At 45.6% G+C, this 12,696-nt stretch carries 10 protein-coding genes; 6 read left to right on the forward strand and 4 right to left on the reverse strand.

All coding sequences use genetic code 11. The features are described from left to right. Positions 1–5: 5 nt before the first annotated feature. The 4 genes from KUL49_RS02555 to KUL49_RS02570 all read right to left on the reverse strand — a co-directional run bounded on the left by KUL49_RS02555 (position 6) and on the right by KUL49_RS02570 (position 5,128). Entirely contained in the window at positions 6–1,409 is a 1,404-nt protein-coding gene (locus KUL49_RS02555; RefSeq protein WP_039227064.1) for a diguanylate cyclase, read from the reverse strand. A gap of 132 nt (positions 1,410–1,541) precedes the next feature. Then, positions 1,542–2,777, reverse strand: coding sequence for a kynureninase (kynU, locus tag KUL49_RS02560; protein WP_131136210.1), 1,236 nt, complete (start codon positions 2,775–2,777; stop codon positions 1,542–1,544). A gap of 78 nt (positions 2,778–2,855) precedes the next feature. Then, positions 2,856–3,857 carry a S9 family peptidase gene (locus KUL49_RS02565; protein ID WP_242633706.1) on the reverse strand — a complete coding sequence of 334 codons (1,002 nt, stop codon included), beginning with the start codon at positions 3,855–3,857 and terminating at the stop codon, positions 2,856–2,858. A 95-nt stretch (positions 3,858–3,952) separates the two neighbouring features. Continuing rightward, complete coding sequence (locus KUL49_RS02570; RefSeq protein ID WP_014949162.1) at positions 3,953–5,128, reverse strand: acetyl-CoA C-acyltransferase; 1,176 nt, start codon at positions 5,126–5,128, stop codon at positions 3,953–3,955. A gap of 352 nt (positions 5,129–5,480) precedes the next feature. Here KUL49_RS02570 and KUL49_RS02575 point away from each other — a divergent pair, with 352 nt between their 5' ends. From KUL49_RS02575 to KUL49_RS02600, 6 genes are all read left to right on the forward strand, one after another. Next, on the forward strand, positions 5,481–5,888 hold the full coding sequence (locus KUL49_RS02575; RefSeq protein ID WP_014949161.1) for a MerR family DNA-binding transcriptional regulator: 408 nt from the start codon (positions 5,481–5,483) through the stop codon (positions 5,886–5,888). After that, on the forward strand, positions 5,885–7,054 hold the full coding sequence (locus KUL49_RS02580; RefSeq protein WP_131136211.1) for an isovaleryl-CoA dehydrogenase: 1,170 nt from the start codon (positions 5,885–5,887) through the stop codon (positions 7,052–7,054). The genes KUL49_RS02575 and KUL49_RS02580 overlap by 4 nt, the downstream gene beginning before the upstream one ends. Before the next feature lie 256 nt (positions 7,055–7,310). Beyond that, a complete protein-coding gene (locus KUL49_RS02585) occupies positions 7,311–8,918 on the forward strand; it encodes a carboxyl transferase domain-containing protein (protein ID WP_131136212.1) in 1,608 nt (535 codons plus the stop codon). Between the two features lie 11 nt (positions 8,919–8,929). After that, on the forward strand, positions 8,930–9,730 hold the full coding sequence (locus KUL49_RS02590) for an enoyl-CoA hydratase/isomerase family protein (RefSeq protein ID WP_131136213.1): 801 nt from the start codon (positions 8,930–8,932) through the stop codon (positions 9,728–9,730). Next, positions 9,720–11,738 (forward strand): acetyl/propionyl/methylcrotonyl-CoA carboxylase subunit alpha, encoded by a 2,019-nt coding sequence (locus KUL49_RS02595; protein WP_131136214.1) that lies wholly within the window; start codon positions 9,720–9,722, stop codon positions 11,736–11,738. The genes KUL49_RS02590 and KUL49_RS02595 overlap by 11 nt, the downstream gene beginning before the upstream one ends. A gap of 4 nt (positions 11,739–11,742) precedes the next feature. Further along, positions 11,743–12,639, forward strand: a complete 897-nt coding sequence (locus KUL49_RS02600) for a hydroxymethylglutaryl-CoA lyase (protein WP_131136305.1) — start codon at positions 11,743–11,745, stop codon at positions 12,637–12,639. Positions 12,640–12,696: the final 57 nt, after the last annotated feature.

Raw genomic sequence — 12,696 nt, forward strand, 5'->3', positions numbered from 1 at the left:
TGAAGTTACTGTGCTACAGTTACGTTGCCATACCCTTGGCGCTTTGACTGGTACAGTGCCTTCATGGTGCGTTCAAACCACTCTGTGAATTCCTCAGACTCCCTGAGCTCAGATAAACCCATGGCCGTTTTAAAGCTCTCGACAAGCGAGTGATGGGTAGAAATGCAGTCTAACAGTCTGTCTGCAAGGTTTTTAGCTGCGTTTAACTCGGTTTGAGGGCACAAGATAATGAACTGTTCACCGCTAAAACGCGAAACAACATCGACTTCTCGAACGGTATTTAGACAATTCGTTGCCACGGCTTTTAGCGCCTCTTCTTTAGCCGAGGGCTCAATTGAATCTCTGTCATCGCTTACAGGGGTTAGTTCGATAACAATTAACGAAGCCGTAGTGTGAAATCGATGGAAACGTGAGATTTCTTCTTCCGCTCGCTGGATCATATGATTGCGGTTATATAGCCCCGTTACCGTGTCGTGAGCAGACAAGAAAGCAAGGGTCTTGTTCTTTTCTAACAAGGTTGCTTGTAACGCACCTATTTCCTCGTTTTTCTGGTTAATAATACGCTTGTAGCCGCTAACGTTTCTATTTCTAAAAGTAAAAAGCAAGAAAACTAAAATGACAATTGCGGTGCTCAAAACCATAACAACATAGTTACGACTATAGCGAACTTGAACATTATTCCACTGCTTATAAATTTCTACCTTTCGCGTTTCTGGAATACGCTCAATGGCAAAGTTGAGCTTGTCCACCAGGTGGCCATAGGTTTTATTCACACCAAAAGCTAATGAGTCGAAGGGCTCGGCATAACCAACAATATTGAGGTCTTTCAGCTTCAAATTATTGATGTGCATATTCACGCTCATTAATGAGCCCACCATTACATCAAACTCATCATTCGCCAGCTGCTTTAGCCCTTCTTCTTCAGACGGAATAAGCTTTAAACGTAACCCCGGATAGTGACGTGAAATATATTCAACTTGGCGATAACCCTGAACAATCCCTACTACTCGATTTCCCACTCCAGCATAGCCTTGTATCATTGGCATACCAGACTTAGCCACCAGCACATTGGGCGCTTCAAAATACGGCACGCTAAAGTCGAGGAACTGCTTTCGATAGTCGGAAGTATTTAGCATGGGGATAACTTGGCACTTCCCCTGCTGTACGTACTCTAGGCTCTGTTGCCAGCTCTCAGTGGGCACTAGGGTAAACGTTAACTCAGATATTTCAGCAATAAGCTGCATATATTGGGCAGAAATCCCCACATGGATACCGTTTCTGATTGCTTCGTAAGGCGCCCAGTTAGGATCTATACAGTACGTTACATTATTAGATTGTTCAGATGCCGCCTTTTGACCAGCTTCTGCTTGTAGGAGCGCGCTAAAACAACTCGCTCCTACAAACAACATGGTACAAAGCAGATATTTTCTTATTTTTTTCAACTGCACACCCAAAACATGTGAAGATATCGATGACAACCGCGAAGTATTAAGCGTAAATTCAAAAATTGCAATTATTTAGCTGATAATCTCTCTTTTCAGCTAGGTAACGCTCTGTCTTTGCTGAAACTCATCGTTTTCATAGCGCTTTTCATTCATAATTTTGGTCAGGCTTGCCACCGCTTTTTCAATATCGACGAAACTTAAATACAATGGCGCAAAACCTATTCGCAGAATATTTGGTGCACGGAAATCTGCAATCACCCCCTCAGCGATCCAAGCTTGGCAAATGGCGTAAGCGTGGTCGTGAGCGAAAGCTAGCTGACTTCCTCGATTATCAATATTGGGGCTTACAATGGAAAACTTTTCCAGAAGGCCTGCGCGCTTGGCTTCTGCGATGAAAAATGCCTGTAGCTTTTTGGATTTTTCATCAATGGCTTTAAGTGATACATCTTCAAATACGTCTAATGCCGCATCTAAAATGCTCATTCCAATAATTCCTGGCGTACCGCACAAGTTTTGCTTCACGGAATTGTCGCCAGCGTAATCAGGAGAAAATGAGAAAGGCGAGCTGTGCCCCATCCAACCAGACAAAGGTTGTTGATACTGTGCTTGATGTCGTTTAGCGACATAGATAAACGCTGGCGCACCAGGGCCGCCATTTAGATATTTGTAGGTACAGCCGACTGCAAAGTCCACATTACATGCGTCTAGGCTGACAGGAAATGCTCCAGCACTGTGCGCTAAATCCCACAAAGTTAAAATGCCCTTTTGGTGGGCTTGCTCGGTAATGATTTGCATATCGAGTTTATTGCCACTTCTGAAATTTACCTGTGTCAGCATCAGTACGGCAATATCATCAGTTAGCTGCGACCCAATGCATGCTTCGTCAACATAGCGAATACTGTAATCGCTGCCGAGTAAGTCAAGCAGGCCTTGCACCATGTATATGTCGGTAGGAAAATTATCGCGGGTAGTCGCTATTACCTTGCGGCTTGGGTGCATTTTCAACGCCGCACTTAATACTTTAAACAGATTAATAGAAATGGAGTCACAACAAATAACTTGGCCACTTTTAGCGCCAATCAGGCCGCCAATCTTATCACCCACTATTTGAGGTAGATGGATCCACTGATGCTTGTTCCAGCTTGTAATGAGCCCCTTTCCCCACTGTTCATTGACAACTTCGTCAGCTCGCTGTTTGGCTGCCTTAGGCAGAGGCCCTAGCGAATTGCCGTCTAAATAGACCGTATTAGCGGGAAGCGAAAACGCCTGCGCCTTGTCACGGAGTGGATCTTTAATATCAAGTTGTTCAGCTGAAAAAACCTTATTCATCATGTTCACTAATAACCTCAAGTAAAGCATCAAAGGATGTTGATTCAGGGTGAAGCCAATCGAAATGGCCACCATTTTTAATTATTTTTGGTTGGTTCCAGATAATACAGCGTGGCGCGCTGGCACAATACTATCAGCATCGCCTTGGAGTAGTGTAATTGGCAAACTGCCATGGGTTGGGCTTGGTGTCGCCCTTTGATACGCGGTTGGAACATCTTCAGGCGTTCCATTCATGAATTTCGCTGTAGCCGACTGGCAGCTGTTATGGCCCATGGCATAGGACTGGATGTCCGTAATTGCCGCTAACCCGATAATCCGTTTTATGTTTGCGCGCGATAAGTTCAAGGATGACGAAGAAAGGCGTTGCGCAGCAAGCAAAGCTAAGTGCCCACCAGCAGAATGCCCCGCAATGTAAATGTTAGTGTAGCGCCCTTCGTTCTCTATTCGTTTTAAGGCTGTACTTATTGCTTGTGTCACGTCGTCTAAACTACCGGGCCAGCCACCGCCTTCATCACCTACGCGCCGATACTCTGTTACGTAGACACCCATCCCAAGCTCTGCTAAAGCATGGTACATCCCTTTCGCATGTTCGTAACCGTAGGCATTAAGCCAACACCCACCGTGAATAAATATTAACGCTTTATCAGCATACTTTTCGTTCGTAGACGAACGTCCATGCCAAGTATAAATCGTTTGTAATGGGTCATCGCCGTAGCTGAATTGTTCATCAGCTTCGCTTGTTGGCAAGACACCCAACGCTGAATAAGGTACCTGGCTTATTTTCTTGGGGTAGATAGCTGACGATTCACTGTTGGCATGGGTGTCATCCGAAACAGCGTCGTCAGAACCATCAACGGTTGATTGAGTTTCGTGAAGCGCAGACAGAGTTAAGTCATCGTGGGTGTCTTCATTACTCGATAAAGAACGTGATTCCTCGTAGTGAGTGCCATTGTTATCGTGGGTGTCTGCGTAAGTCGAGTTTACTGAAAACGATGAGTCAGCTTGGACTTTCGCAACAAGCGTTAGAGTGGATAGGGCAACCGCAAGGGTTATAGAATTGATAACGTAAGTCACTGTCTTCATGCTTTTGCATTTTTCTTTATATTGAACCACAGAGCGAAATCAATGTGATTAGGCTCCGTGATTAAATATTTTACATATTTGCCATCTATAGCGGCTTAGAGCATTTCAACGGCAAGCGCTACACCCTCACCACCACCAATACATAAAGATGCGATACCTTTGCGACCACCGCGTTGCTTAAGCGCGTGAAGTAGTGTTACCAAAATGCGTGCACCAGAGGCTCCAATTGGGTGACCCAATGCACAAGCGCCGCCTTTTACGTTTACTTTACTTTCATCTAGTCCAAGCTTCTTGACAGCCAACATGGTTACCATGGCGAAGGCTTCGTTAATTTCGAAAAGATCGACTTCTTCTTTCGTCCAACCTGCTTTATCCAGCACTTTTTCCATAGCGCCAACAGGCGCAACGGTGAAGTTTTCAGGTTCAATAGAATTTGTAGCGTGAGCAACCACGCGCGCAAGCGGTGCTAGACCAAGTTCATTTGCTTTGCTTTCGCTCATTACAACCAGTGCCGCTGCACCGTCAGAGATTGAGCTTGAATTCGCAGCCGTGACCGTACCGTCTTTTTTGAAAGCTGGTCTTAATGTTGGAATTTTTTCAGGTCGAGCGGAACCTGGGCCTTCATCGGTATCAACAACAGTATCGCCCTTACGAGACGAAACTGTAACGGGTACTATTTCATCGACGAAAGTTCCGCTGTTTATTGCTTCATGCGCCTTGGAAAGCGAGCTTAGTGCAAACTCATCCATTTCGCCGCGAGAAATATTTTCTTCATCAGCAGTATCCTGTGCGAAGCAGCCCATTGCTTTGCCGTCATAGGCATTTTCCAGACCGTCTAACATCATATGGTCAAGCACTTGACCATGACCCATACGATATCCAGTTCTAGCTTTAGGCAACATATATGGCGCATTACTCATGCTTTCCATTCCGCCTGCCACGACTGCTGTCGCACTGCCTGCTTTAATTAAGTCGTGTGCCATCATTACCGCTTTTAAGCCCGACCCGCATACTTTGTTGATAGTTGTCACACCTGCACTTAGCGGAAGCCCTGCCCCCAGTGACGCTTGTCTCGCCGGAGATTGACCAAGACCAGCAGGTAATACACACCCCATGATGACTTCATCAATTACAGAGACATCCATCTCTTCACAGGCTGCTTTAATCGCAACTTCTCCAAGTTTGGTCGCAGCAAGCGAAGACAAATTACCGTTGAAACCACCCATTGGTGTGCGCTTAGCCGCGACAATAACTACTGATTCGTTACTCATAACCGTGCCCTTAAAATTCATATAAATTATAGAGTTAAGTGAAGAAAACTACGTAGATGTATACAAAAGTAAACACCACTAACACCTACAACGTCTTGCCTTCACCATGAAAAATTGACGTTAGCAAAATGTTACTTTACCTTAACGTAAAATGTAATTAACGTTAACGTAAACCTGTACTAAGTATGTGTCAACCAAACACTACGTTTTAATATAGCGGTATATAAAACCATCTACCTTAGAACGATAGTGCTATTGCAATGACACCCAACCTACTACAGAGAATTTAATTACAAAGACACCCACGTTAAAACAAGGGTGTTAAACAGCGCTGAAATACAAGGTACGTGTAATGAGCAAGTACGACGACGAAACAACATATGCAATAGGCGAACTCGCTCGAGAGTTTGACATTACTCCTCGTTCAATTCGTTTTTACGAAGAACAAGGCCTAATGTCACCGTCAAGAACGGGACAAAATCGCGTTTATCTGAACAAAGATAGAGTGCGCTTAAAGCTGATCTTGCGAGGAAAACGACTAGGATTTTCCCTTGCTGAAGTCAAAACACTGTTCGACATGTACGACACCAACCCCAATTCGGCTATTCAGTTAGAAGCCATGCTCGAAATGACTGAACAGAAAAGAGCGGTGCTTAAACAGCAGCTAGAAGACATCCAGATGTTAATGACTGAACTGGATGATGTTGAAGCACGTTGCCGTGAAGAACTCGCAGAACTCAAACGAGGAAATATCGCATGAACACCTCCTACCCTACTTTAAATTTTGGACTTGGCGAAGACATCGAGATGTTACGTGATCAGGTCTATCAATTTGCACAAAATGAGATTGCTCCTCTTGCTGAACAAGCAGACGCAGACAACCAATTCCCAAACCAATTGTGGACAAAACTTGGCGATATGGGCCTATTGGGCGTTACAGTTTCAGAGCAATATGGTGGCTCTGATATGGGCTACCTTGCGCATACTATCGCAATGGAAGAAGTTAGCCGCGCGTCAGGTGGTATCGGTTTGAGCTATGGCGCGCATTCGAACCTTTGTGTTAACCAGATCTTTAAAAACGGTAATGATGCCCAGCGTGAAAAGTATCTGCCTAAGTTAGTAAGCGGTGAACATATTGGTGCACTGGCAATGAGTGAACCCAATGCAGGTTCAGACGTTGTTAGTATGAAGTTAAAAGCTGAAAAACGCGGCAACAAATACATTCTAAACGGCAACAAGATGTGGATCACGAACGGTCCTGATGCACATACATTTGTTATCTACGCTAAGACCGACCCTAACGCAGGGCCAAGAGGGATCACAGCGTTTATCGTAGAGCGCGATTTCCCTGGCTTTAGCCGCGCACAGAAACTCGACAAACTAGGTATGCGCTCTTCTAATACCTGTGAATTAGTTTTCGAAGATTGCGAAGTACCAGCTGAGAACATTCTTGGCAAAGAAGGCGAAGGTGTTCGCGTACTTATGAGCGGCCTAGATTACGAGCGCCTTGTTTTATCAGGTGGCCCGCTAGGCATTATGCAATCGTGCATGGATATCGTAGTACCTTACATTCACGACCGTCAGCAGTTTGGCCAATCAATTGGTCAATTCCAGCTAGTACAAGGCAAAGTAGCTGACATGTACACGCATATGAATGCCGCACGCGCGTATGTCTACACCGTTGCACAGTCATGCGATCGCGGTGAATCAACGCGAAAAGATGCTGCTGGCGCTATTCTTTACTCAGCGGAACTAGCAACCAAAATGGCGCTGGATGCTATTCAGCTGCTTGGCGGTAATGGCTACATTAACGAATACCCGACGGGACGCTTATTACGTGATGCCAAGCTTTATGAAATTGGCGCGGGAACGTCTGAAATTCGCCGAATGCTTATAGGCCGCGAGCTATTTAACGAATCGAAATAGCACGAAGTTCTGGGTGGAAACAAACTTCGTTTGAAACAGTGAAAGCTTAGGCATTCCCTGTGTCATAGAAATTAGGAAGACACCCACCCTACTCTATTTAAAGTAGATTTAGAAACGCTGAACTTTATTAATAGGCTAATGAATTGCAAAGACACCCACCGCAGCGAAAGCGCTTAGCATGGGTGTCTTGCTAATCATCTTGCTAACTAGTGGCTAACGCGACAGCCGTCGCCTAGGCCCAACACAAGGAGGGGTTATGCCCGTTCTTCGCTCAAGTATAAATACGAAATCTGAAACATTTATCGCAAATGCTGAACACATGCAGGCTCAGGTAAATGATCTCCTCGAAAAAATCGAACAAATTTGCCAAGGTGGCGGTGAAAAAGCGGCGGAGCGCCACGTGTCTCGAGGGAAACTTCTACCTCGCGACCGAATCAACGCACTGATTGACCCAGACACGCCCTTTCTGGAAATAGGCCAACTGGCAGCATGGGAAGTCTACGAAGATTATGTACCTTGTGCCGGAGTCGTTGCCGGTATCGGTATTGTTGCAGGTATCGAGTGTATGATTGTAGCTAACGATGCCACTGTAAAAGGCGGGACGTACTACCCCCTTACCGTTAAAAAGCACCTTCGCGCTCAGACTATCGCAGAGCAAAATAACCTACCTTGTATTTACTTAGTGGATTCAGGTGGCGCTAACTTACCTCGCCAAGATGATGTATTCCCAGATAGAGAGCACTTTGGTCGCATCTTTTTTAATCAAGCGAATATGTCTGCTAAGAATATTCCTCAAATTGCGGTAGTAATGGGTTCCTGTACAGCTGGTGGTGCTTATGTTCCCGCCATGGCTGATGAAAGCATTATCGTTAAAGAACAAGCGACTATTTTTCTGGGCGGCCCACCGCTTGTTAAAGCTGCAACAGGTGAAGTTGTTACCGCAGAAGAGCTTGGCGGTGGTGACGTTCATACTCGAATTTCGGGCGTTGCCGACCATCTCGCCAACAACGACCACCACGCACTCTCATTAGCGCGTAATGCTGTCTCCAGACTAAACCGAAAGAAGCCAGAATGCCTAGATGTGGCCGAGGTAAAACCTCCACGCTACGACACCAAAGAAATTTACGGCATTGTGCCTGCTGATAGTCGTCAGACATACGATGTAAGAGAAATCATTGCGCGTGTTGTGGATGACTCAGACTTTGATGAGTTCAAACCGCTTTACGGCACAACCTTGGTTTGTGGTTTTGCGCGCATTTTCGGTTTCCCCGTAGGCATTGTGGCTAACAACGGCATACTTTTCGGTGAAAGCGCGCTTAAAGGTGCTCATTTTGTCGAACTATGCGCCATGCGAAAAATCCCTCTCGTGTTTTTGCAAAACATCACAGGCTTTATGGTCGGTAAGCAATACGAGCATGGCGGTATCGCAAAACACGGCGCAAAAATGGTAACCGCCGTTGCATGTGCGAATGTGCCAAAGCTCACAGTGCTTATCGGCGGAAGTTTCGGTGCAGGTAACTACGGCATGTGCGGCAGAGCCTATGACCCACGCTTCCTTTTCATGTGGCCAAACGCTCGAATCTCTGTAATGGGTGGTGAACAAGCTGCTGGCGTTCTCGCTCAGGTTAAGCGCGACCAAAAAGAGCGCTCAGGCGAATCATGGTCGGAAGAAGAAGAAAAGGCATTTAAACAACCTGTTATCGAAACGTACGAAAAACAAGGGCATCCATACTATGCGTCTGCAAGGCTTTGGGATGATGGTGTTATTGACCCTGCGGATACTCGATTAGTGCTTGGCCTATCGCTTTCAGCGGCGCTTAACAAGCCTATCGAAGACACCCAATTTGGCATATTTAGAATGTAGGAGTGCAGGTAATGGAACAATCAGTGATTTACAGCGTAGATGAAAGAAACATTGCCACTGTTACTTTAAACAGAGCTGAAAAACATAATGCCTTTGACGACGAAATGATAAACGAGCTTACTCGCGTTTTTAAAAAAGCGGGGGAAGATAAAAGCGTTAGGGCACTAATCCTGAGAGCTGAAGGCAAAAGTTTCAGTGCAGGAGCCGATCTTAACTGGATGAAAAAAATGGCCAGTTATACCGAAGCGCAAAATGAAAGTGATGCACTTGCATTAGCAACCATGCTGCAGACGCTTTACAAAATGCCGAAGCCCACGATAGCAAGAGTACAAGGTGCAGCTTTTGGCGGTGCTGTTGGTTTAATTGCATGTTGCGATATTGCTATTGGAAGCAAGCTCAGTAAATTTTGCTTAAGTGAAGTTAAAATTGGCCTTATTCCAGCAACTATCAGCCCTTACGTTGTTGAAGCAATGGGCGCACGAGTATGCCGACGCTACTTCCAGACCGCTGAAGTATTTTCTGCGCGCAGAGCAAGACGACTTGGACTTTTGAGCGAATCAGTAACAGAAGACGAACTCGATAGCACTATCGACAATATTTTATCAAACATACTGAAAAACGGCCCCCAAGCAGTGGCGAAAGCAAAAGACTTAGTGCAATGGGTGTCTACGCAAGAGATTAACGATGCCCTTCTCACAAAGACGAGCAAACTTATCGCACAAGTTAGGACATCTGAAGAAGGTCAAGAAGGTTTGGCAGCCTTTTTAGAAAAGCGCAGTGCTTCATGGGTGGAGGTTAAGAATGATAAATAAATTACTAATTGCAAACCGTGGTGAAATTGCATGCCGCGTTATAAAGACAGCCAACACTCAAGGTATAAAGACGGTAGCCGTTTACTCTGACGCCGACAAAAATGCCCTTCATGTACAAATGGCTGATGAAGCTGTTTATCTAGGGCCATCTCCGTCGAAGGAAAGTTATTTACGAGGCGAGTTGATCATTGAAAAAGCAAAGGAGCTTGGTGTAGACGCTATCCACCCAGGCTACGGCTTTCTCTCAGAAAATGCTGACTTTGCGAATCTATGTGCCAAAAACAATATTATCTTTGTAGGCCCACCAGCATCTGCAATTGAAGCGATGGGTTCTAAGTCTGCCGCCAAACACATTATGGAAAAAGCTGGTGTTCCTTTGGTCCCAGGCTATCACGGCGACGATCAAAGTGAAGCGGTATTGAAAGGCGCTGCCGATGATATGGGCTACCCAGTCCTATTAAAAGCCGCTGCTGGCGGTGGCGGTAAAGGCATGCGCCAAGTTTGGAGTGAAAAAGAGTTTTCTCAAGCATTAAACGCAGCCAAACGTGAATCTATGGCGAGCTTTGGTGACGACCACATGCTGGTTGAAAAGTACCTGACGCGCCCTCGTCATGTTGAAATTCAAGTTTTCTGTGACACCCATGGCAACGGCGTATACCTTTTTGAACGTGATTGTTCAGTTCAACGCCGACACCAAAAGATTATTGAAGAAGCCCCTGCCCCCAATATGCCTCAGTCAGTGAGAGAAAAAATGGGTGAAGCGGCGATACTCGCGGCGAAAGCCATTAACTACGTAGGTGCGGGAACGGTTGAGTTTTTACTTGATGAAGACGATTCATTTTACTTCATGGAAATGAATACACGCTTGCAAGTAGAGCATCCTGTGACAGAAATGATCACCCGAGAGGATTTGGTTCACTGGCAATTAACTATTGCCGAAGGAAAGCCCCTTCCCAAAGAACAAAATGAACTCACCTTAACAGGACACGCATTCGAAGCGCGCATTTATGCTGAAGATCCAAACAACGAGTTTTTGCCTTCTACTGGCACGCTGTGCCTTTTACGTACGCCAAAAGAAAACGACGTAGTTCGCGTTGACACAGGTGTCGTTGAAGGTGATGAAGTAAGCGTTTTTTACGACCCTATGATTGCTAAGCTCGTGGTTTGGGGAGAGAACCGTGAGATAGCGCTCAAACGCCTAATTAGTGCATTGGGTGACTACTATATTGACGGTGTAAGCACAAACATCGACTTCTTAAAGCGTGTGGCTACACACCCTGCGTTCGTTGCCGCTGAGCTTACAACTACGTTTGTGGAGAAACACCATGATTCGTTGTTTAGCGCGACAAGTAATGATGCAGCTAGCGATGACACCCAAGTAAACATTCCTGTGATGGCATTGCTTTCACTTTTAAATAGAAAAGTTTCTAGAAGCGATAAAACCCCATCTGTGTGGTCAACCGCCGGTGCGTGGCGCGCTAACGCAAATCACACAGAAACTCTTACATTGCTTTGCAACCAAGAAGAAGTGCATGTTGGGGTCAAACACCAGCGTCACGGAACTGAAGATGCTTGGGAGCTATCTGTTGGAGACAATTCCTATAACGTTAAAGGCAAGCTGGTAGATAGTGCTTTGCAAGCAACGATTAATGGGTACAAATCAACATTTACGTTTTCAGATAATGATGGCGTGTTTACACTCTTCAACAAAGACACCCATGCTAAGTTCACCCTAATCTCAGCATCTCTTGGTGATGATAACGATGATAATGGCGACGCTAATTTCAGTGCCCCGATGAACGGAACCATAGTGGCGCATTTGGTCGAAAAGGGTTCGTTGGTCAAAAAAGGCGAGCCTATACTTGTTATGGAAGCGATGAAAATGGAGCACAGCATCATTGCCCCGCACGATGGTGCAGTAGAAGAGTTCTTTTTCAATCCCGGTGAACTAGTTGACGGTGGCGCAACACTGTTGGCGTTCTCCACTAAAGAAGCTGCCGAGGTTTGATGTGATGTTTCCTAAAGAAGTGAGTATTGTTGAAGTAGGTCCTCGAGATGGCCTTCAGAATGAAAAGCAGGCCTTAAGCGCCGAACAAAAGATTGAACTTATTCAACTTCTTTCTAAAACTGGCCTTAACCGTATCGAAGCAGGAAGCTTTGTATCGCCCAAATGGGTGCCCCAAATGGCGAACTCGGATGCGGTTTTTAAGGCGCTTAGCCCCGAAGACAAGATTCATTATTCTGCATTGACACCCAACCTTAAGGGCTTGGAAGCAGCCATTGAAGCGGGTGCGAAAGAGGTTGCAGTATTCGGTGCTGCCTCTGAATCCTTTTCACAAAAGAACATTAACTGCTCTATAAGCGAGAGCTTAAAGCGTTTCGAGGCTGTGTTTGACCTGGCAAGCGAAAACAAAATCAAAGTGAGGGGCTACGTTTCATGCGTAATGGGGTGTCCTTATGAAGGTGAAATTTCACCTAGTGCCGTTACACAGGTGAGTAAAGAACTTATTGACATGGGGTGTTACGAAGTATCCCTTGGCGATACTATCGGCGTAGGCACACCAATGTCTACAAAATTGCTATTAGATGACGTATTGAAAGAGATTAATGTCAGCAAAGTTGCCGCCCATTTCCATGATACTTATGGACAAGCGCTAGTGAATTTATACACTGCCCTTGGATATGGCATCTCTTCCATTGATTCAGCTGTTGCAGGACTTGGAGGCTGCCCGTATGCCAAAGGTGCAAGTGGGAATGTTGCAACTGAAGACGTCCTATATATGTTGAACGGTATGGGTATATCAACAGGTATAGACATGACGAAGTTGTTAAAAGCGTCTTCTTACATTTCAGAACTTTTAGGCCGCTCTCCCGTGTCGAAAGCAGCTAATGCGCTTCTAGCAAAATAAAAAAACTGATGGGGGATGCGGCAATGCGCCCCCTCTAAGAAAGACACCCACCCTAAT

This window comes from Alteromonas sp. KUL17, from assembly GCF_006538305.1.
GTDB lineage: Bacteria > Pseudomonadota > Gammaproteobacteria > Enterobacterales > Alteromonadaceae > Alteromonas > Alteromonas macleodii.

Bases quoted from the DNA above. Each gene is read 5' to 3' on its own strand.
- KUL49_RS02575 (WP_014949161.1), top strand. From the start codon at position 5,481: ATGAGCAAGTACGACGACGAAACAACATATGCAATAGGCGAACTCGCT.
- KUL49_RS02595 (WP_131136214.1), top strand. From the start codon at position 9,720: ATGATAAATAAATTACTAATTGCAAACCGTGGTGAAATTGCATGCCGC.
- KUL49_RS02600 (WP_131136305.1), top strand. From the start codon at position 11,743: ATGTTTCCTAAAGAAGTGAGTATTGTTGAAGTAGGTCCTCGAGATGGC.
- kynU (WP_131136210.1), bottom strand. From the start codon at position 2,777: ATGATGAATAAGGTTTTTTCAGCTGAACAACTTGATATTAAAGATCCA.
- KUL49_RS02590 (WP_131136213.1), top strand. From the start codon at position 8,930: ATGGAACAATCAGTGATTTACAGCGTAGATGAAAGAAACATTGCCACT.
- KUL49_RS02570 (WP_014949162.1), bottom strand. From the start codon at position 5,128: ATGAGTAACGAATCAGTAGTTATTGTCGCGGCTAAGCGCACACCAATG.
- KUL49_RS02555 (WP_039227064.1), bottom strand. From the start codon at position 1,409: ATGTTGTTTGTAGGAGCGAGTTGTTTTAGCGCGCTCCTACAAGCAGAA.
- KUL49_RS02585 (WP_131136212.1), top strand. From the start codon at position 7,311: ATGCCCGTTCTTCGCTCAAGTATAAATACGAAATCTGAAACATTTATC.
- KUL49_RS02565 (WP_242633706.1), bottom strand. From the start codon at position 3,857: ATGAAGACAGTGACTTACGTTATCAATTCTATAACCCTTGCGGTTGCC.
- KUL49_RS02580 (WP_131136211.1), top strand. From the start codon at position 5,885: ATGAACACCTCCTACCCTACTTTAAATTTTGGACTTGGCGAAGACATC.